The 17,678-nt window shown below is 61.1% G+C and carries 19 protein-coding genes; 14 read left to right on the top strand and 5 right to left on the bottom strand.

Features of this window, described 5'->3' with window-relative positions:
* The first annotated feature begins 30 nt into the window (after positions 1–30).
* The 6 genes from lysS to CAF63_RS22115 all read left to right on the top strand — a co-directional run bounded on the left by lysS (position 31) and on the right by CAF63_RS22115 (position 5,744).
* Complete coding sequence (gene lysS, locus CAF63_RS22140; protein WP_011332646.1) at positions 31–1,530, top strand: lysine--tRNA ligase; 1,500 nt, start codon at positions 31–33, stop codon at positions 1,528–1,530.
* 119 nt (positions 1,531–1,649) lie between these two features.
* Positions 1,650–2,354, top strand: a complete 705-nt coding sequence (locus CAF63_RS22135; RefSeq protein ID WP_085688973.1) for a TetR/AcrR family transcriptional regulator — start codon at positions 1,650–1,652, stop codon at positions 2,352–2,354.
* A gap of 136 nt (positions 2,355–2,490) precedes the next feature.
* Positions 2,491–3,045, top strand: coding sequence for a hypothetical protein (locus CAF63_RS22130; RefSeq protein ID WP_085688811.1), 555 nt, complete (start codon positions 2,491–2,493; stop codon positions 3,043–3,045).
* Positions 3,046–3,078: 33 nt separating this feature from the next.
* The gene (locus CAF63_RS22125) at positions 3,079–4,356 is read left to right on the top strand and encodes a flavohemoglobin expression-modulating QEGLA motif protein (RefSeq protein ID WP_085688808.1); all 1,278 of its coding nucleotides are present in this window, start codon (positions 3,079–3,081) and stop codon (positions 4,354–4,356) included.
* A 147-nt stretch (positions 4,357–4,503) separates the two neighbouring features.
* Positions 4,504–5,418, top strand: a complete 915-nt coding sequence (locus CAF63_RS22120) for an alpha/beta hydrolase (protein WP_085688805.1) — start codon at positions 4,504–4,506, stop codon at positions 5,416–5,418.
* A complete protein-coding gene (locus CAF63_RS22115) occupies positions 5,415–5,744 on the top strand; it encodes a hypothetical protein (RefSeq protein ID WP_085688802.1) in 330 nt (109 codons plus the stop codon). Before CAF63_RS22120 ends, CAF63_RS22115 begins: the two co-directional genes overlap by 4 nt.
* A gap of 166 nt (positions 5,745–5,910) precedes the next feature.
* On the opposite strand, the gene CAF63_RS22110 is transcribed toward CAF63_RS22115, so the two are convergent.
* The 3 genes from CAF63_RS22110 to CAF63_RS22100 form a co-directional block, all read right to left on the bottom strand.
* Entirely contained in the window at positions 5,911–6,699 is a 789-nt protein-coding gene (locus tag CAF63_RS22110) for an OmpA family protein (RefSeq protein WP_064378961.1), read from the bottom strand.
* A 55-nt stretch (positions 6,700–6,754) separates the two neighbouring features.
* Positions 6,755–7,159 (bottom strand): DUF4398 domain-containing protein, encoded by a 405-nt coding sequence (locus tag CAF63_RS22105; protein WP_064378962.1) that lies wholly within the window; start codon positions 7,157–7,159, stop codon positions 6,755–6,757.
* Between the two features lie 367 nt (positions 7,160–7,526).
* On the bottom strand, positions 7,527–7,871 hold the full coding sequence (locus tag CAF63_RS22100; RefSeq protein WP_085688799.1) for a pilin assembly protein: 345 nt from the start codon (positions 7,869–7,871) through the stop codon (positions 7,527–7,529).
* A 215-nt stretch (positions 7,872–8,086) separates the two neighbouring features.
* Here CAF63_RS22100 and ppc point away from each other — a divergent pair, with 215 nt between their 5' ends.
* From ppc to CAF63_RS22065, 7 genes are all read left to right on the top strand, one after another.
* Positions 8,087–10,717, top strand: coding sequence for a phosphoenolpyruvate carboxylase (gene ppc / locus CAF63_RS22095; RefSeq protein WP_085688969.1), 2,631 nt, complete (start codon positions 8,087–8,089; stop codon positions 10,715–10,717).
* A gap of 289 nt (positions 10,718–11,006) precedes the next feature.
* Positions 11,007–11,657 (top strand): adenylate kinase, encoded by a 651-nt coding sequence (gene adk / locus CAF63_RS22090; RefSeq protein ID WP_007954716.1) that lies wholly within the window; start codon positions 11,007–11,009, stop codon positions 11,655–11,657.
* Between the two features lie 94 nt (positions 11,658–11,751).
* On the top strand, positions 11,752–12,426 hold the full coding sequence (gene tsaB / locus CAF63_RS22085) for a tRNA (adenosine(37)-N6)-threonylcarbamoyltransferase complex dimerization subunit type 1 TsaB (RefSeq protein WP_085688796.1): 675 nt from the start codon (positions 11,752–11,754) through the stop codon (positions 12,424–12,426).
* A gap of 255 nt (positions 12,427–12,681) precedes the next feature.
* Positions 12,682–12,990, top strand: a complete 309-nt coding sequence (locus CAF63_RS22080) for a hypothetical protein (protein ID WP_085688793.1) — start codon at positions 12,682–12,684, stop codon at positions 12,988–12,990.
* Positions 12,990–13,850 carry a DUF72 domain-containing protein gene (locus CAF63_RS22075; protein ID WP_007954722.1) on the top strand — a complete coding sequence of 287 codons (861 nt, stop codon included), beginning with the start codon at positions 12,990–12,992 and terminating at the stop codon, positions 13,848–13,850. The genes CAF63_RS22080 and CAF63_RS22075 overlap by 1 nt, the downstream gene beginning before the upstream one ends.
* Positions 13,851–13,882: 32 nt before the next feature.
* Positions 13,883–14,719: an oxaloacetate decarboxylase gene (locus CAF63_RS22070; RefSeq protein ID WP_085688789.1), complete on the top strand. Its 837-nt coding sequence runs from the start codon at positions 13,883–13,885 to the stop codon at positions 14,717–14,719.
* Between the two features lie 2 nt (positions 14,720–14,721).
* The gene (locus tag CAF63_RS22065) at positions 14,722–15,414 is read left to right on the top strand and encodes an extensin family protein (RefSeq protein WP_085688786.1); all 693 of its coding nucleotides are present in this window, start codon (positions 14,722–14,724) and stop codon (positions 15,412–15,414) included.
* Between the two features lie 4 nt (positions 15,415–15,418).
* Here the strand turns inward: CAF63_RS22065 and CAF63_RS22060 are convergent, their stop codons facing one another.
* The gene (locus CAF63_RS22060; protein ID WP_085688783.1) at positions 15,419–16,033 is read right to left on the bottom strand and encodes an energy transducer TonB; all 615 of its coding nucleotides are present in this window, start codon (positions 16,031–16,033) and stop codon (positions 15,419–15,421) included.
* A 93-nt stretch (positions 16,034–16,126) separates the two neighbouring features.
* On the opposite strand from CAF63_RS22060, the gene CAF63_RS22055 reads away from it, so the two are divergent.
* On the top strand, positions 16,127–16,909 hold the full coding sequence (locus tag CAF63_RS22055; protein WP_085688780.1) for a class I SAM-dependent methyltransferase: 783 nt from the start codon (positions 16,127–16,129) through the stop codon (positions 16,907–16,909).
* Between the two features lie 131 nt (positions 16,910–17,040).
* Here CAF63_RS22055 and CAF63_RS22050 read toward each other — a convergent pair whose 3' ends face one another.
* On the bottom strand, positions 17,041–17,676 hold the full coding sequence (locus CAF63_RS22050; protein ID WP_085688778.1) for a TetR/AcrR family transcriptional regulator: 636 nt from the start codon (positions 17,674–17,676) through the stop codon (positions 17,041–17,043).
* Positions 17,677–17,678 lie beyond the last annotated feature (2 nt).

The following is a 17,678-nucleotide window of genomic DNA, read 5'->3' as shown; positions in this document are numbered from 1 at the left end:
CAACGAACCTGTGATGGAATATTTAAAGACATGAGCGACCAACAACTCGACCAGGCCCTGCAACAGGAAGAAAACTCCCTGATCGCCCTGCGCAAGGAAAAGCTTGCTGCCGAGCGCGCCAAGGGCAATGCCTTCCCGAACGACTTCCGCCGCGACAACTACTGCGATGCGTTGCAAAAGCAGTACGCGGACAAGACCAAGGAAGAGCTGGCAGAGGCTGCGATCCCGGTCAAGGTTGCAGGTCGCATCATGCTCAACCGTGGCTCGTTCATGGTGATCCAGGACATGACCGGTCGCATCCAGGTCTACGTCAACCGCAAAACCCTGTCCGAAGAAACCCTGGCCGCGGTGAAAACCTGGGACATGGGCGACATCATCGCCGCCGAAGGCACCCTGGCCCGTTCCGGCAAGGGCGACCTGTACGTCGAGATGACCAGCGTGCGCCTGCTGACCAAATCCCTGCGCCCGCTGCCGGACAAGCACCACGGCCTGACCGACACCGAACAGCGCTACCGTCAGCGCTACGTTGACCTGATCGTCAACGAAGACGTGCGCCAGACCTTCCGCGTGCGTTCGCAAGTGATCGCGCACATCCGCAGCTTCCTGATGAAGCGCGACTTCCTCGAAGTCGAAACGCCGATGCTGCAGACCATTCCTGGCGGCGCCGCGGCCAAGCCGTTCGAAACCCACCACAACGCGCTGGACATGGAAATGTTCCTGCGTATCGCGCCAGAGCTGTACCTCAAGCGTCTGGTGGTTGGCGGTTTCGAGAAAGTGTTCGAGATCAACCGCAACTTCCGTAACGAAGGCGTTTCGACTCGTCACAACCCAGAATTCACCATGTTGGAGTTCTACCAGGCTTACGCCGACTACGAAGACAACATGGACCTGACCGAAGAACTGTTCCGCGAACTGGCGCAGCTGGTTCTGGGCAGCACCGACGTGCCGTACGGCGACAAGGTGTTCCACTTCGGCGAGCCGTTCGTGCGCCTGTCGGTGTTCGACTCGATCCTCAAGTACAACCCTGAGCTGACCGCCGATGACCTGAACGACATCGACAAGGCTCGCGCCATCGCCAAGAAGGCCGGCGCCAAGGTGCTGGGCTTCGAAGGTCTGGGCAAGCTGCAGGTGATGATTTTCGAAGAGCTGGTCGAGCACAAGCTGGAACAGCCGCACTTCATTACCCAGTACCCGTTCGAAGTGTCGCCGCTGGCCCGTCGCAACGACGACAACCCGAACGTCACCGACCGTTTCGAGCTGTTCATCGGCGGCCGTGAAATCGCCAACGCCTACTCCGAGTTGAACGACGCGGAAGACCAGGCCGAGCGTTTCATGGCGCAGGTGGCCGACAAGGACGCCGGCGACGACGAAGCCATGCACTACGACGCCGACTTCGTTCGCGCGCTGGAGTACGGCATGCCGCCAACGGCCGGTGAAGGTATCGGCATCGACCGTCTGGTGATGCTGCTGACCAACTCCCCGTCGATCCGCGACGTGATCCTGTTCCCGCACATGCGGCCGCAAGCGTAAGTGTTTCAATAAAAAAGCCGCCTGAAATGGGCGGCTTTTTATTGCCTGTCTGGTACAAACGTATCAAATGGTTAATTTTTGAAGAAAACAACAGAGGTATGCCTGTCGTGATCGGTGCAATGGCTCAAGAGGGTGCAGCGGGAATCGCCACTGCGGTCGCTGAAAGTGTTCAGTACCAGGGCCGCAAGGCCAGCCGGCAGGGCAGTGAACAGCGTCGACAGGACATTCTCGATGCGGCGATGCGCATTGTCGTGCGCGACGGCGTGCGGGCCGTGCGTCACCGGGCGGTGGCGGCCGAGGCCGGTGTGCCGCTGTCGGCCACCACGTATTACTTCAAGGACATCGATGACCTGCTCACCGATACCTTCGCCCAGTACGTCGAACGCAGCGCGGCCTACATGGCCAAGCTGTGGATCAACAACGAAGGCCTGCTGCGCGAAATGGTGGTCAGTGGTGACGGCAGCCCGGAATCGCGTTCGCAACTGGCGGACGATATCGCTCGGTTGATGGCTGACTATGTGCATCGGCAACTGGTCAACCGTCGCGAGCATTTGATGGCCGAGCAGGCGTTCCGTCAGGAAGCGCTGCTGAACCCGCGTCTGGCGGAACTGGTCCGCTCCCATCAGCAGATTCTGTTGCAGGGCTCCTGCCAGTTGTTCCAGGTATTGGGCTCGCGCGAGCCGCAGCAGGATGCCAAGGTGTTGACGGCGATTATCGGACGGATGGAATATCAGGGCCTGCTCAACGACGCCGAGCCTTTGGCCGAAGAGGACATGCTCGGCATTCTGACGCGCTATATGCACCTGGTACTCGCGTCGGTGTAACGCAATCCCCCTGTGGGAGCGAGCTTGCTCGCGATTGCGATCTGTCATTCAAAGTCTTCATTGGCTGACACTCCGCCATCGCGAGCAAGCTCGCTCCCACAGGTTCGCTGGTGAGTTCGGGTCTAGGGAGTGTCGAATGAAAGCCTGGCGTGGCGTGCTGATCGCCTTGTCGTTCCTGCTGCTCAGCGGATGTCTGGTGACCTTCAAGGATCCGCTGCCCGCCAGTGAACCGGCGCCCAAGGGCCTGCTCGGCCAATGGTCGAGCACCAATGCCTGGGGCGAGCCGATGAATCTGGAGCTGACACGCCTGGGCAACGATCGCTATCAGGCAGTTGCATACTTCAAAGCCAAACCCCGCGAGCGTGAAGCCTATCCGTTCACGGTGTCGCGCCACGGCAACCGCTGGTATCTGTCGGCGAAGGTGCCGGCGCAATATGGCGGGCACTTCACCATCGCCGGTTTCGAGATCACCGACAAGCGCGAACTGGTGATCTACAACCTCGATCTTGAGCAGATCAACCAGGCCATCGCCCAGAAAACCCTCGACGGCCAAGGCTTCCAGACCGATGACGGCGAGGGCGTGCAGGTCGACAGTCCGCTTGAAAAGGTCTTTGCTTACCTCGACGACCCGGCCAATTCCGACGTTTTCGTCGAAGCGGCGCGCTATCAGCACCAAGCCAAAGCCAAATAATCCAGTACGTCACGTTTTCTACAGGAGTTTCGGGTGGACGATTACCAGCAGACGATACGCACGTTGTCCGATCGCATTGTGCTGGCGCAGACGCCGATCCGCGTGCTCGACGCGGTCAAGTGGGACGAGAACATTCGCAAGGGTTTCCTCAAGGCCAAGGGCAAGGAATTGCCGGCGGTGGATCGCGACTACTACCTCAACCGGCCGCTGTCCTTCGACTCAAGCAGGGTCAAGCTGGAATTCCAGAACATCGAACGCGACATAACCCGTCAGCTCGGTCAGTTCAACCCGGTCGGCCAGATCATGCGCCGCATGTGCAAGGAATACCGGATGGTGGTGCGCATGCTCGAAGCGCGCGGCACCGAGGATTTCGGCCTGATTTCCCAGGAACTGTACGGCGCCGCGTCCGATGCGTTCCACGCCGGTGACCCCACACTGGCCGACCTCGGCCTGATGATGTCCGACTACCTGAACAACATCGACGGTCGTGGCGACCTGAAGGACGAACCGAAGGTCCTCACCGCCAAGGACGCCGTGCACCTGCTGCAAACCCGGCTGAACAAGGTGTTCGGTGAGGCCGAGGAAACCATCCGCGTGTTCGAGTCCGACGGGATCGTCGCCGATGCGGCGGCGGGCGCCGACTACATCAAGATCCGCACCGACGCGATGTTCAACGACCGCGACGTGCGCGCGCTGGAAGTCCACGAAGGCCTGGTGCACGTCGGCACCACGCTCAACGGTTTGAACCAGCCGATCTGCACCTTCCTGTCCAAGGGCCCGCCCTCGTCGACAGTGACTCAGGAAGGCCTGGCGATCCTGATGGAAATCATCACCTTCGCCTCCTACCCGAGCCGCCTGCGCAAACTGACCAACCGCACCCGCGCCATCCACATGGTCGAGGAGGGCGCGGACTTCCTGCAGATTTTCGAGTTCTTCCGCGAGCAGGGCTTCGAAATGGCGGAAAGCTATGGCAACGCCAGTCGCGTTTTCCGTGGATCGACGCCGACCGGTCTGCCATTCACCAAGGACTTGTCCTACCTCAAGGGCTTCATCATGGTTTACAACTACATTCAGTTGGCCGTGCGCAAGGGCAAGCTCGAGCAGATCCCGCTGTTGTTCTGCGGCAAGACCACGCTGGAGGACATGCGAACCCTGCGTCAGCTGGTGGACGAAGGCCTGGTGGTGCCGCCCAAGTACCTGCCGGACCAGTTCCGCGACATGAACGCGTTGTCGGCGTGGATGTGCTTCTCCAACTTCCTCAATCACTTGAGCCTGGACCGGATCGAGGCGGATTACTCGAATATCCTCTGAACTCGATGATGTCCTTTGTGGGAGCGAGCTTGCTCGCGAAGGCGGTGTGTCAGGTAACGCGTGAGTTGAATGTTAGATAGCATTCGCGAGCAAGCTCGCTCCCACATTGGAATGCATTCCCACCCTGTTTTTGCGAGGTTTCACCGGATGAGAATCCTCGGCATCCTTTGCCTGCTCCTGACCCTCGGCGGTTGCAGCTCGTTGCTGTTCTACCCCGAACCCGGCCAGTTGTTCACCCCGGAAAAGGCCAGACTCGAATACCGCACTGTCACCCTGACCACCGCCGACGGCCTCAAGCTGAATGCCTGGTGGCTGCCGGCCAAGCCCGGTGTCGAGGTCAAGGGCACGGTGCTTCACCTGCACGGCAACGGCGGGAATCTGCCGATGCACTTGGGCGGGAGCTGGTGGTTGCCGAAAAACGGCTATCAAGTGCTGCTGGTGGACTATCGCGGTTACGGCTTGTCCGAAGGCGAACCGAGCCTGCCAGCGATCTATCAGGACATTGATGCCGTCTTCGCCTGGCTGGACAAGGCGCCAGAGGTCAAAGGCAAGCCGCTGGTGCTGCTGGGTCAGAGTCTTGGCGGGGCGATGGCGGTGCATTGGCTGGTGCAACATCCGGAAAGACAAAAACAGCTCAAGGCCCTGGTGCTCGACGGCGTGCCCGCCAGTTACCGCAGCGTCGGCCAATACGCCCTCAGCACCTCGTGGCTGACCTGGCCGTTTCAGGTGCCGCTGTCGTGGCTGGTGCCGGATGGCGACAGTGCGATCAACGCCATGCCGCAGCTCAACGGCGTGCCGAAATTGATCTTCCACAGCCTCGACGATCCGCTGGTGCCCCTTTCCAACGGCATCCGTCTGTATCAAGCTGCGCCGCCACCGCGCGTGCTGCAGCTGACCCGGGGCGGGCATGTGCAGACTTTCGGCGACCCGGTCTGGCGGCAGGTGATGCTGCGCTACCTCGACGATCCCGAACACTTCAACGGCCTGCGCCGCCTCGGCGAGATACCGAATTATCCGACACCCCCGAATTCTGAAGACGAACCACCAGAGAGTCCGCAATGAGTGAAGAACGCAACGCCATCCCGCTGATCATCACCGGTATCTGCAGCATCCTCGGCACCGTCGGCGCCCTCTGGTACTACGGCTACCTGCACTTCGCCAAACCCGAGGATGCGTTGCTGCTCAACGAATTCACCATGCTCAAGACCATTCCCGGCGAAGACTACAAAGTCTCCCTGACCCCGGCGCCGCAAGTGGCGCAGTGCATCGATGGCGTGCTGGTGCTGTTCGACACCGAACAGAAAGGCCTGACCGGGGTGCTCGTCAATGCGCAGAAGAAGGCTGTGCGTTGCATGGGGCAGGAGACGCCGCAGAAGCTTGAGCAATAATTCAGTTCCATGTGGGAGCGAGCTTGCTCGCGATCGCGGTGGATCAGTCAAATAATTGCTGACTGAAAGGACGCTATCGCGAGCAAGCTCGCTCCCACAGAGTTCCATTCAAACAAAAGCCCCGCCTGATCAAATCAGGCGGGGCTTTTTCGTTACCGCGTAACGCTTAGTTCGAGCTGACAGCCGAACGTGGCATCACTGGCTGGTTGTCGTTGGAAATGGTCACTTCCACCCGACGGTTCATCGCACGGCCCGACACGCTGCCGTTATCCGCAACTGGGTATTCCTTGCCATAGCCCTGCACCACGATGCGCGAAGGGTCTACACCCATCTTGATCAGCGCAACCTGCACCGAGGTCGCGCGACGCTCGGACAGCGACTGGTTGTAGCTCGCCGAGCCGGTGCTGTCGGTATAGCCTTCGACGATCACTTTGCGATCCGGGTTTTCCTGGAGGAATTGCGCCAGTTTGTTGATGTTCACCAGACCGCTGGATTTCAGATCGGCCTTGTTGGTGGCGAACAGCACGTCACCGAAAGTCACCAGCGTACCGCGATCGGTCTGCTTGGCGTTGAGGCTGTCCTGCAGCTGCTTGATCTGCTGATCGCGGGCATCCAGACGGGCCTGGGCACGTTGGGCGGCGGCGTTCTTCAGGTTGTTTTCAGCGGTGCGCAGGGCGATGGTCTGCTTGGCCACTTCCACGCGCTGGTTGGTCAGATAGGCCAGTTGGTCGACCTTGTGCTGGTCTTCCTTGTCCAGATAAGCCTTGTCGGCCTTGTCCAGGTAATCACTGGCGTCCTTGGTTTCCAAGGCCGCGACTTTGCTCGCCTGCGGGTTGGCCTGAAGGCCGGCGTAGTTGGTGCGCGCCTGTTCCAGATTCGGGTTAGGCGGCGTCGAGCAGGCAGCCAGGGCAACGCTTGCGGCCAGAAGAGCGGGGATCATCAGTTGTTTACGCATAATCGTTCGTCCTTTCTATCGATAAGAGTTTCAGCCTTGCGGTCGGGATGCGCGCTTACTGCACAGTGCGCTGACTTTCCTGACGCAGTTCCTGAACACCTTTCTGGGAATCCTTCACCGCTTGTTCGGCTTTCATCGCCTGAGCCTTGCGTTCGGCGACGCGCGCGTCCCACTCGGCCTGTTCGGCGAGGATGCGGGCCTCGTCATACTTTTTGTCGTGCATGGCGATTTCGGCTTGCTTGAGCTTGTCCTGTGCCTGCTTCATTTCCACGGCGGCAAACTCGGTACCGCCGGCGCTGACCGCGCTGTTGACCGCCGATTGAGTCACGGCGTACTGCTCGGTCGGTGGATTGCCGGCGCAGCCGGCCAGTACGAAGCTGGTGCCGATGGCCAGAGCGGCCAGTTTCAGACCGCGCAGGTGGGAAAACGAGGTTTGGGTCTTCATGGTCTTCAACTCCATTGGTTAACTCCTTGAAAGCTTCGAAATCCATCCTGGTAGCGGAGCCGCAACCGTCATGTGCAAGTGCGTTTTGAAACGCTCGTTCCAGGCGTGGTTACCTGTTCCGACCGAAGGCATTTTTCAAAAGTTCAGAAAAGATGGCTCATCGCCCAAAAAAATGCTGACCAGGTGGACAAGGCCCTGAACCGGGAACTTTGGCGGGGGAGAGTGGTACGCGCGGGAATAATAAGGCGTGTGATTTATGAGTTTGAATACAGTCAATGTGGGAGCGAGCTTGCTCGCGATAGCGTCGGATCAGTCACCACTACAGTGCCTGACAAACCGCTTTCGCGAGCAAGCTCGCTCCCACGTTTCGATTTATGTTGTGTCAGTGTTTCTGCTTGCCGGCTGCGGTCGACAAGTCGTGCAGATGACGCCGTGACAGAGCGAGAAAACGCGGAGTCGGGCCGACATCTTCATACAGCGGATCGCCTTCCTCGTCGGTGGCGACCACGGTCGAACCTTTCACATACGGCAGGCTCGCTTCGAACTCTTCGAGGGCGGCGCCGATCAGCTCGCCGAGCAGTTCTTCGGCGTGACGTTTGGGGTACATCTCGGCGATCGCCGCCAGCCGTGCGGCAGCTTCCACATCCAGATGAATCGTGTAGCCGGTATCGGTCAGGCGACCCTTGGCGGTTTCTTCCCAATGCTGGGCGAGTTCACGGATTTTCATAAAAACCTCATGTCGCACCTGCTCATGGCAGGTCTTGGTGAGTGTCCGGCGTCAGCCGGCGGCAAGCCGTTGTGGGGCTTACCCTTGAGACTAGCTTCAACCCTCAAGGTTTAAAGTCCCTTCGTCGTCTGCTTGTAAGAAGCGTCCCAGAGCGGCACTCTCTGTTCATCCACTCACTTGCGATCCGTCACCGATTACTGCTGGAGCAGATGCTGATGACCGATATTGATGCACGCTTGCGCGAAGACGTTCACCTGCTTGGTGAGCTGTTGGGCAACACCATTCGTGACCAGTACGGCGAGGCGTTTCTCGACAAGATCGAGCAGATCCGCAAGGGCGCCAAGGCCGACCGGCGCGGCTCGATGGACGCCGAACTCAGCGCCAGCCTCAATCAATTGAGCGAAGACGAACTGCTGCCGGTGGCGCGGGCTTTCAACCAGTTTCTCAACCTGGCGAACATCGCCGAGCAGTACCAGCTCATCCATCGCCGCGAAGAGACCCAGGCCGCTCCGTTCGAATCCCGTGTGCTGCCGGAACTGCTCGCCCGCCTGCGCAACGAAGGGCACAGCGCCGAATCCCTGGCCCGGCAACTGGCGCGGCTGGAAATCGAACTGGTGCTCACCGCGCACCCGACCGAAGTGGCCCGCCGCACGCTAATCCAGAAGTACGACGCGATTGCTGCGCAACTGGCAGCTCAGGATCATCGCGATCTGACCACGGCCGAACGCGACCAGATCCACAACACTCTGCAACGCCTGATCGCCGAAGCCTGGCACACCGAAGAAATCCGCCGAACCCGGCCGACTCCGGTGGACGAAGCCAAGTGGGGTTTTGCGGTGATCGAGCATTCGCTGTGGCAGGCGATTCCCAACCATATGCGCAAGGCCGATCAGGCGCTGTTTGCGGCCACCGGTTTGCGCTTGCCGCTGGAAGCTGCGCCGATCCGCTTCGCTTCGTGGATGGGCGGCGACCGGGACGGCAACCCGAACGTGACTGCCGCAGTGACCCGCGAAGTACTGCTGCTGGCGCGCTGGATGGCGGCGGATCTGTACCTGCGTGACGTTGATCACCTGGCGGCCGAACTCTCGATGCAGCAGGCCAGCGACGCGCTCAAGGCCCGGGCCGGCGACAGCGCCGAGCCATATCGGGCGGTGCTCAAACAATTGCGTGAACGGCTGCGCGCCACACGTAACTGGGCCCATGCATCGCTGACCGCCACCACGCCGGCCCCAGCCGATGTGCTGCACAATAATCGCGACCTGCTCGATCCGCTGGAACTGTGTTTCAACTCGCTGCACGAGTGCGGCATGGGCGTGATCGCCGATGGGCCGTTGCTCGATTGCCTGCGTCGGGCCGTGACCTTCGGCCTGTTCCTGGTGCGCCTCGACGTGCGTCAGGATTCTTCCCGCCACAGCGCGGCCATGACCGAAATCACCGATTACCTCGGCCTCGGCAAGTACGAAGAGTGGGACGAAGAACAGCGCATCAGCTTCCTGACCCGCGAACTGCAAAACCGTCGGCCGCTGCTGCCGGCGCATTTCAAACCCTCGGCCGACACCGCCGAAGTGCTCGCCACCTGCAAGGAAATCGCCGCCGCGCCGGGCGCTTCGCTGGGCTCCTACGTGATTTCCATGGCCGGTGCCGCTTCCGATGTGCTCGCGGTGCAACTGCTGCTCAAGGAGTCCGGCGTATTGCGGCCGATGCGCGTGGTGCCGTTGTTCGAAACCCTCGCCGACCTCGACAACGCCGGGCCTGTGATCGAACGCCTGTTGCTGCTGCCGGGTTACCGCGCGCGGCTGCAAGGCCCGCAGGAAGTGATGATCGGCTATTCCGACTCGGCCAAGGACGCCGGCACCACCGCGGCAGCATGGGCGCAGTACCGGGCGCAGGAGCGGCTGGTGGAAATCTGCCGTGAGCAGCAAGTCGAACTGCTGCTGTTCCACGGTCGCGGTGGCACCGTGGGCCGTGGCGGCGGCCCGGCGCACGCGGCTATCCTGTCGCAGCCGCCGGGTTCGGTGGCCGGACGTTTCCGCACCACCGAGCAGGGGGAAATGATTCGATTCAAATTCGGCCTGCCGGACATCGCCGAGCAAAACCTCAATCTGTATCTGGCGGCAGTGCTCGAAGCGACCCTGTTGCCACCGCCGCCACCGACGCCTGAATGGCGGCATCTGATGGATGAACTGGCCGCTGACGGTGTCGCTGCCTACCGTGCGGTGGTGCGGGAAAATCCGCAATTCGTCGAGTATTTCCGCCAGTCGACCCCGGAGCAGGAGTTGGGGCGTTTGCCGTTGGGCAGTCGTCCGGCCAAGCGCCGCGCCGGTGGCATCGAAAGTCTGCGGGCGATTCCGTGGATTTTCGGCTGGACCCAGACTCGCCTGATGCTGCCGGCCTGGCTCGGCTGGGAAACCGCATTGAGCAAAGCACTGGAGCGCGGCGAAGGCGAGTTGCTGGGGCAGATGCGCGAACAGTGGCCGTTTTTCCGCACGCGTATCGACATGCTGGAGATGGTGCTGGCCAAGGCGGATGCCGACATTGCGCTGTCCTACGACGAGCGTCTGGTGCAGTCGGACCTGCTGCCTTTGGGTGCGCACTTACGCGACCTATTGTCGCAGGCGTGTTCCGTCGTCCTCGGCCTGACCGGTCAGTCGCAGCTACTGGCACATAGCCCGGACACCCTGGAATTCATCCGTCTGCGCAACACCTACCTCGACCCTCTGCATCTATTGCAGGCCGAGTTGCTGGCGCGCTCGCGGCAGCAGAATGTCGAGCAGGGCAGCCCGGTGGAACAGGCGTTGCTGGTGTCTGTGGCGGGGATTGCCGCCGGTTTGCGAAATACCGGCTAAGGTTTTCTGCGTGGGGCGGGGCACCCGGGGCGAACCCTCGGGTGCCGTTTAACGACCGTGGGAAAAATGCGGTCAGGCGACAGTTAATGATGGGGTTGCGACTTGGGGAACCGCGTCGCAAGGTCGCGGCGGGCGCCGGTTTCTCCGACTTTTGGCGTCTTGTGTGGGCGCAGCCTGCTGTGTATCTTGATCAGCCTTTGGCCGTTTGGGCGGCCACGACCCGTTTTATGAGATTGGCCCCACGAGGCGAATCCATTGTTTTTTATATAAAAAATTGAGGAGCACATCGATGCGCGTCATTCTGCTGGGAGCTCCCGGGGCCGGTAAAGGTACTCAGGCTAAGTTCATCACCGAGAAATTCGGCATTCCGCAAATCTCCACCGGCGACATGCTGCGTGCTGCGGTCAAGGCCGGCACCGAGCTGGGCATCAAGGCCAAGAGCATCATGGATGCCGGTGGCCTGGTGTCGGATGACCTGATCATCGCGCTGGTCAAGGACCGTATCGCTCAAGCCGATTGCGCCAAGGGTTTCCTGTTCGATGGCTTCCCGCGCACCATTCCTCAGGCTGAAGCGCTGGTAACGGCTGGTGTCGAGCTGGACGCCGTGGTCGAAATCGCCGTTGAAGACGAAGAAATCGTTCAGCGTATCGCCGGTCGTCGCGTTCACGAGGCCAGCGGCCGCGTTTACCACATCGTCTACAACCCGCCGAAAATTGCCGGTAAAGACGACATCACCGGTGAAGAGCTGGTACAGCGCAAGGACGACACCGAAGAAACCGTGCGTCATCGCCTGTCGGTCTATCACTCGCAGACCAAGCCGCTGGTGGAGTTCTACCAGAACCTGTCCGCCAAGAACGGTGGCAAACCGAAGTACAGCCACATCCCTGGCGTCGGTTCGGTTGAAGCGATCACCGCCAAGGTGCTTGAAGCGCTGAGCTGAAAAACCTGATCCGCTGCATCATCCACGGCCCGCTTGCGGGCCGTAGTTGTTTATACTGGCGCACTTTTTCCCCACCTGATTTACGGACACATTGATGAGCACCTTGCTGGCCCTGGACACCGCGACTGAAGCTTGCTCCGTTGCCTTGCTGCATGACGGCAAGGTCACGAGCCATTACGAGGTGATCCCGCGCCTGCATGCGCAGAAACTGCTGCCGATGATCCAGCAACTGCTGGCCGACGCCGGCACCACCCTGCAAGCGGTGGACGCCATCGCCTTCGGCCGTGGCCCGGGCGCGTTCACCGGCGTGCGGATTGCCATCGGCGTGGTGCAGGGCCTGGCCTTTGCGCTGGATCGCCCGGTGTTGCCGGTGTCGAACCTGGCCGTGCTGGCGCAACGGGCCTACCGCGAGCACGGCGTGAGCCAGGTCGCGGCCGCCATCGATGCGCGGATGGATGAGGTGTATTGGGGTTGCTACCGCGAGACGGCCGGGGAGATGCGTCTGGTCGGCGCCGAGGCGGTGCTGCCGCCGGAAGTCGCCGCGCTGCCGGATGACGCCTCGGGTGACTGGTTCGGTGCCGGCACGGGCTGGGGTTATGGCAAACGCATCGCTGTAAACCTGACCGGGTCCGACGCTGGCATGCTCCCACACGCCGAAGACCTGCTGACCCTGGCGCGATTTGCCTGGGAACGCGGTGAAGCGATTGCGGCGGACGACGCCCAGCCGGTTTACCTGCGCGACAAAGTGGCCACCCCGAAAGCCCGCTGACCCATGTGAGATCCTGTGGGAGCGAGCTTGCTCGCGAATGCGGTGGGTCAGTCACCATCAATGGTGACCATATCCATGTTTTCGCGAGCAAGCTCGCTCCCACAAGTTCAGTGATTGCCTCAACAAAGCCAATCGTCCGTTTCTAACACCGCGCTTTAAACCTTTTGTCTTTTATGTGTTCTAGTTATCACTCGGCGATTTGCTAAGTCGGTCAGGTGCCGCTAAATTGCCATCATCGATACCGAGCATGACTTTATGCGTATAGACGGCGTTTCCACTCATTCCTACCCCATCAAGCGCAAGCCTCGCAAAGGCAATCCGGCGCTGGATGAGTCCGTCGAGGATATCGACGGCGAGCTGGAATTCCCGACCGAAGAGCAACTGGCTGCCCGTGCCGCCAAAGCCACCGCGCAACGCCTGAGCAATCTGCCCGCCCGCCAGCAAGACATGATTTATCACCGCGCGATGAAGAAAAGCGTGGCCATGGCCCTGGCCAGCTACCTGAGCACCGCCGGTTTTGTCGATTGGGATGCAGACGTGCTGGGCCTCGATCTGTACATCTGATGGATCTGCCTTACTACCTCGGTTGCCCGTCCTGGAGCGAAAACGCCTGGCGCGAGTATCTGTATCCGGTAGACGCCAAGACCTCCGATTTCCTCGGACTCTATTCACAAGTATTCAACGCCGTGGAAGGCAACACGACCTTCTACGCCAGCCCGTCGCCCGCCACCGTGCAGCGTTGGGCCGAGGTGATGCCGGAGCACTTTCGCTTCACTGCCAAGTTCCCCGGCGACATCAGCCACAGCGGCGACTTGCGCGATCAACTGACCGCAGCCGAAACCTTCCTCCAGCTACTCAAGCCGCTTGGTGAACGCGTCTCGCCCATGTGGCTGCAACTGTCGAAAAGCTTCACGCCGCATCGCTTGCCGGAGCTTGCCGCGTTCATCGATGCGCTGGATTGTCCGCTGGCGGTGGAAGTGCGCCACGAGCAATTCTTCGCCAAAGGTGAGAGTGAGCGTTTGCTCAACCGGCTATTGCTGGATCGTGGCGTGGAGCGCATCTGTCTCGATCCGCGCGCCTTGTTCAGTTGTCTGTCCACCGAGTCGTCGGTGATCCACGCCCAATCGAAAAAGCCCCGCGTACCCACGCGGCCGGCAGCGTTCACGCAATTCCCGCAGGTGCGCTTCATCGGCCATCCCGAGCTTGAGGCCAACGACCCGTTCCTGGTGCCGTGGGTGGCGAAAATCGCCGAGTGGATCGAAGAGGGCCGCACGCCGTACATCTTTCTGCACACCGCCGATAACATTCTTGCGGCGAAGCTGGCGCAACGTTTTCACGCACAACTGATGCAACGTTTGCCTGGCCTGCGATCCTTGCCTGAGCTATACAGAGAACCCGCCGCCGAGCAACTTGGCCTGCTCTGAGGCGGATTTCTTTCCTGCCCAGGAGCCTGCCGATGGACGCCCAAGCCCGTCAACAACAAGTCCGTAAAGCCGAAACCTTCAAAGCCCTGCACGAACGCTCGGGGATTTTCGTGATTCCCAATCCATGGGATGCCGGTTCCGCGAAGATGCTCGCCAGCCTCGGCTATCAGGCGCTGGCGACCACCAGCGCCGGCTATGCGTTCTCCCAAGGCAAGCCCGATGGCGGCCTGAGTCTCGACGATACGCTGGCTAATGTCCGGGCGATTGTCGCGGCCACCGACCTGCCGCTGGCGGTGGATCTGGAAAACGGTTTCGCCGACGCCCCGGCCGAATCGGCGCAGAGTCTGATCCGCGCAGCCGAGGCGGGCGCCGTGGGCGGCTCGATCGAAGATGCCACCGGCCGGGAAGACTCGCCGATCTACTGCTTCGAACACGCGGTGGCGCGGATCGAAGCCGCCGTCGCTGCGGTGCGCACCTTGCCGTTTCCCTTCATGCTGACCGCCCGTGCGGAAAACTATCTGCATGGCAATCCCGATATCAACGACACCATCCGCCGCTTGCAAGCCTTTGCCGAAGCTGGCGCCGACGTGCTGTACGCGCCGGGCCTGCGTACCGCCGAAGAAGTTCTGGCGGTGGTGCGTGCGGTGGCGCCGAAACCGGTCAATGTGTTGATGTCCGGCGGCTTGAAGCTGACGGTGCAGCAGCTGGAAGAAATGGGCGTGAAGCGGATCAGCACCGGATCGGCGCTGGCCCTGGCGGCGTTGGGTGAGTTTTTCCGCGCGGCGGAAGAAATCCAGCAGTCCGGCACGTTCACCTTCACCTCCCGTTCGATGCCTTACGCCAGGGCCAATCAATTCTTCAAGGGATGAGCATGGGGCGCTGGCTGCTGTTGGCGGGGCTGCTGATCATCGGTGGCAGCCTGATCGGCGTCTGGCGCGGTTGGCTCGATGTGCCGCCGCAATGGAACCCGTGGGCGCCGCTGGACGTGCAGGCGACGCCCAACTGGCTCACGGGCTACAAGTTGATGCGACTGCGCAGCGATCCGGCCTTGTGTGAGCAGGCATTGGTCAGCTCCGGTCTGCGGGTTTCGCCACAGGCTGACAGTCCCGATGCCAAATGCCCGTTGATCGGCGCTTTGCGCGTGCAGGGCGGCGGGGTGGGGCTCAGCAGCAGCTTTCTCGCCAGTTGCCCGCTGGCTGTGGCGTTTGCGATGTTCGAGCGCCATACGCTGCAACCGGCGGCGCAGCAGGCCTACGGTCAGCCTGTGGCGCGTGTCGATCACCTCGGCAGCTTCGCCTGCCGCAATGTCTACAATCGCGAGAACGGCGCGCTCAGCCGCCATGCCAGTGCCGATGCGCTGGACATCGCCGGCTTCCGGCTGGCGAATGGTCGCGAGATCAGTGTGCTCAAGGACTGGCCGAAGCAAAATCAGGACGCGCAGTTTCTACGTCAGGTGCGCGACGGTTCCTGCGAGGCGTTCAGTGTGGTGTTGAGTCCGGATTACAACGCAGCCCATCGCAATCACTTTCATGTCGATGTCGGGCGCTGGAGCGTGTGTCGCTGAGGGATCAGGCGGCGATGCGCAGGTTCTGCTGAACGATCGGGCGCACCCAGCCGTTATCGAAGTCCAGGGCTTTCTGCTGCTCGACGATTTCTTCCGGCGGGAACGGCGGGTAAGGCTGCAGCAGATCCAGGTCGAACTCGGCAATCGGCAGGTACAGCGGCTTTTTCTGCGGGGCAGGGCCCGGTTCCGGAATCGGCTGACCGTTGTTGATCACGATCGGACGAACCCAACTGCTGTCGAAATCCTGCTGCTTTTGCTGAGTCTTGATTGCTTCTGGCGGGAATGGAGGGTACGGCTCGGCCAGTGTCATGTCGATTTCGGCGATCGGCAGGAACAGCGGCTCCGGCGGACGCACCTCGGTTTCAACCACATCGCATTCACGCTGACTGACGATGTGTGCGTGCAGCTCGCTGCCGACGGTCGGTTCTTCAGGACTTTGCAGATCGACCGGCGGGAAAGTGCCGCAGGCCGGCACCACATCACTCGATTGTTCGGCCAGTGCCTGGGCAAAGAAATCCTGCCACAGGTGGCTGACGCCGCCCAATGCTTGAGTGTTATGACGGCTGAAGTCGCCTGTGGGCGAAATGTAGCCAATCGATGTGGGAAGAATGCCTGACATTTTTTTCGGTTGACGCTCAGCTCTGGCAAAATGCGCGTTGATTGGGTTATCGGCGGATTTTGCCGATCCTTAACTTTTTTGAGCGTGTTTTCCATGATTGAGCAACCCGCGGCCTGCCGCATCCATGTCGAGGCCCTCGGCCCGACGTTCGAAGCGCAGGCCGAGCAGTGGGCGCAACGCCTGGGCCTGCCGTTGCAGGTGGCAGACGGCGAGTTTGCCCTGCAGGTCGGCGAGCAGGGTTTGCAGTTGCAACAACTGGGGCCGGATGCGCCGGGGCCGGTGCGGGTCGACTTCGTCGAAGGTGGCGCGGCCCATCGCCGGTTGTACGGCGGTGGCAGCGGGCAGATGATCGCCAAGGCGGTCGGCATCGCTCAGGGCGTGCGTCCCCGGGTGCTGGATGCGACGGCGGGACTCGGGAAAGATGCGTTCGTGCTGGCGAGTCTCGGTTGCGAGATGAGCCTGATCGAGCGTCAGCCTTTGATCGGCGCCTTGCTGGAGGATGGTCTGGCCCGTGCGGCGGAAGACTTCGAGGTGGCGCCGATCGTTGCGCGGATGACGCTGCTCAAGGGCAATTCCATCGAGGTGATGCGCAATTGGGAGGGCGAGCCGCCGCAGGTGATCTACCTCGACCCGATGTTCCCGCATCGTGAGAAAACCGCGCTGGTGAAGAAGGAAATGCGCCTGTTCCGTCCGTTGGTGGGTGATGATCCGGATGCTCCGGCCTTGCTGGAAGCAGCGTTGGCACTGGCCACGCACCGGGTGGTGGTCAAGCGACCGCGCAAGGCGCCGTGCATCGAAGGGCCGAAACCGAGTCATGCGCTGGATGGCAAATCCAGCCGCTATGACATCTACCCGAAGAAAACGCTCAAGGCCTGAGACCAGGTCGCCCCCTTCGCGAGCAAGCTCGCTCCCACAGAGATAGTGGTGTGATCACTAGAGGTGTGAACACCAACGAAACCTGTGGGAGCGAGCTTGCTCGCGAAAGCGTCAAATCAGACGCTGCACAATCAGGGGCGATAGGCCCGCATGAACAGCCCGACCACTTCCTGCACATGACTTTCCGCCGCCTCGCCGGTCAGTGGCTCACCGCAGCCGTATAACAGGCGGAAATTTCCCGCACCCTTGATCAGGCAAAAGAAGTGCTCGGCGGCGTTATGCGGTTTGTCGATGCTCAGCACGCCAGTTTCGTGAATCCGCCGCAGCAACCGTTCCATGCCTTGCACCATGCGCTGGGGACCGGCCTCGAAGAAGATCAGCGACAGCTTCGGATCCTGACTGCCCAGCGCCATGATCAGGCGATGCAGGTTCACCGATTCATCGCTGTTGATCAGGTGGTGAAAGCCTCTCGCAATGTTCAGCAACACATTTTCCACCGCGATGCCGTCCGGCAATTCGAAGAACAGCGGCGGCAATTGCTCCTCGCATTTGGCCACCACGGCGGCAGAGAACAGCGTCTCCTTGTCGTTGAAATGGCTGTAGACCGTCAGCTTCGACACCCCGGCCTCGGCGGCTACTGCGTCCATGCTGGTGTTGGCATAGCCATGAATCAGGAACAGGATTTTCGCCGCCTCGAGAATCGCCTGGCGCTTGGCCGGATCCTTCGGGCGGCCGGGGCCGTTTGGAGTGGAAAGATTGTTCGACATTC

Origin of the sequence: Pseudomonas sp. B20(2017) (assembly GCF_002113125.1) — a bacterium.
In the GTDB taxonomy this organism is placed as follows: domain Bacteria; phylum Pseudomonadota; class Gammaproteobacteria; order Pseudomonadales; family Pseudomonadaceae; genus Aquipseudomonas.
The sequence above is the reverse complement of the archived record's forward strand: the minus strand, read 5'-3'. Positions and strand labels throughout refer to the sequence as shown.

Excerpts from the sequence above, each read along its gene's own strand:
- CAF63_RS22070 (WP_085688789.1), top strand. The coding sequence starts at position 13,883 with ATGGACGCCCAAGCCCGTCAACAACAAGTCCGTAAAGCCGAAACCTTC.
- CAF63_RS22135 (WP_085688973.1), top strand. The coding sequence starts at position 1,650 with ATGGCTCAAGAGGGTGCAGCGGGAATCGCCACTGCGGTCGCTGAAAGT.
- CAF63_RS22075 (WP_007954722.1), top strand. The coding sequence starts at position 12,990 with ATGGATCTGCCTTACTACCTCGGTTGCCCGTCCTGGAGCGAAAACGCC.
- CAF63_RS22065 (WP_085688786.1), top strand. The coding sequence starts at position 14,722 with ATGGGGCGCTGGCTGCTGTTGGCGGGGCTGCTGATCATCGGTGGCAGC.
- CAF63_RS22110 (WP_064378961.1), bottom strand. The coding sequence starts at position 6,699 with ATGCGTAAACAACTGATGATCCCCGCTCTTCTGGCCGCAAGCGTTGCC.
- CAF63_RS22115 (WP_085688802.1), top strand. The coding sequence starts at position 5,415 with ATGAGTGAAGAACGCAACGCCATCCCGCTGATCATCACCGGTATCTGC.
- tsaB (WP_085688796.1), top strand. The coding sequence starts at position 11,752 with ATGAGCACCTTGCTGGCCCTGGACACCGCGACTGAAGCTTGCTCCGTT.
- adk (WP_007954716.1), top strand. The coding sequence starts at position 11,007 with ATGCGCGTCATTCTGCTGGGAGCTCCCGGGGCCGGTAAAGGTACTCAG.
- CAF63_RS22100 (WP_085688799.1), bottom strand. The coding sequence starts at position 7,871 with ATGAAAATCCGTGAACTCGCCCAGCATTGGGAAGAAACCGCCAAGGGT.
- CAF63_RS22105 (WP_064378962.1), bottom strand. The coding sequence starts at position 7,159 with ATGGAGTTGAAGACCATGAAGACCCAAACCTCGTTTTCCCACCTGCGC.
- CAF63_RS22080 (WP_085688793.1), top strand. The coding sequence starts at position 12,682 with ATGCGTATAGACGGCGTTTCCACTCATTCCTACCCCATCAAGCGCAAG.
- CAF63_RS22130 (WP_085688811.1), top strand. The coding sequence starts at position 2,491 with ATGAAAGCCTGGCGTGGCGTGCTGATCGCCTTGTCGTTCCTGCTGCTC.
- CAF63_RS22060 (WP_085688783.1), bottom strand. The coding sequence starts at position 16,033 with ATGTCAGGCATTCTTCCCACATCGATTGGCTACATTTCGCCCACAGGC.
- CAF63_RS22055 (WP_085688780.1), top strand. The coding sequence starts at position 16,127 with ATGATTGAGCAACCCGCGGCCTGCCGCATCCATGTCGAGGCCCTCGGC.
- CAF63_RS22120 (WP_085688805.1), top strand. The coding sequence starts at position 4,504 with ATGAGAATCCTCGGCATCCTTTGCCTGCTCCTGACCCTCGGCGGTTGC.
- lysS (WP_011332646.1), top strand. The coding sequence starts at position 31 with ATGAGCGACCAACAACTCGACCAGGCCCTGCAACAGGAAGAAAACTCC.
- CAF63_RS22050 (WP_085688778.1), bottom strand. The coding sequence starts at position 17,676 with ATGTCGAACAATCTTTCCACTCCAAACGGCCCCGGCCGCCCGAAGGAT.
- ppc (WP_085688969.1), top strand. The coding sequence starts at position 8,087 with ATGACCGATATTGATGCACGCTTGCGCGAAGACGTTCACCTGCTTGGT.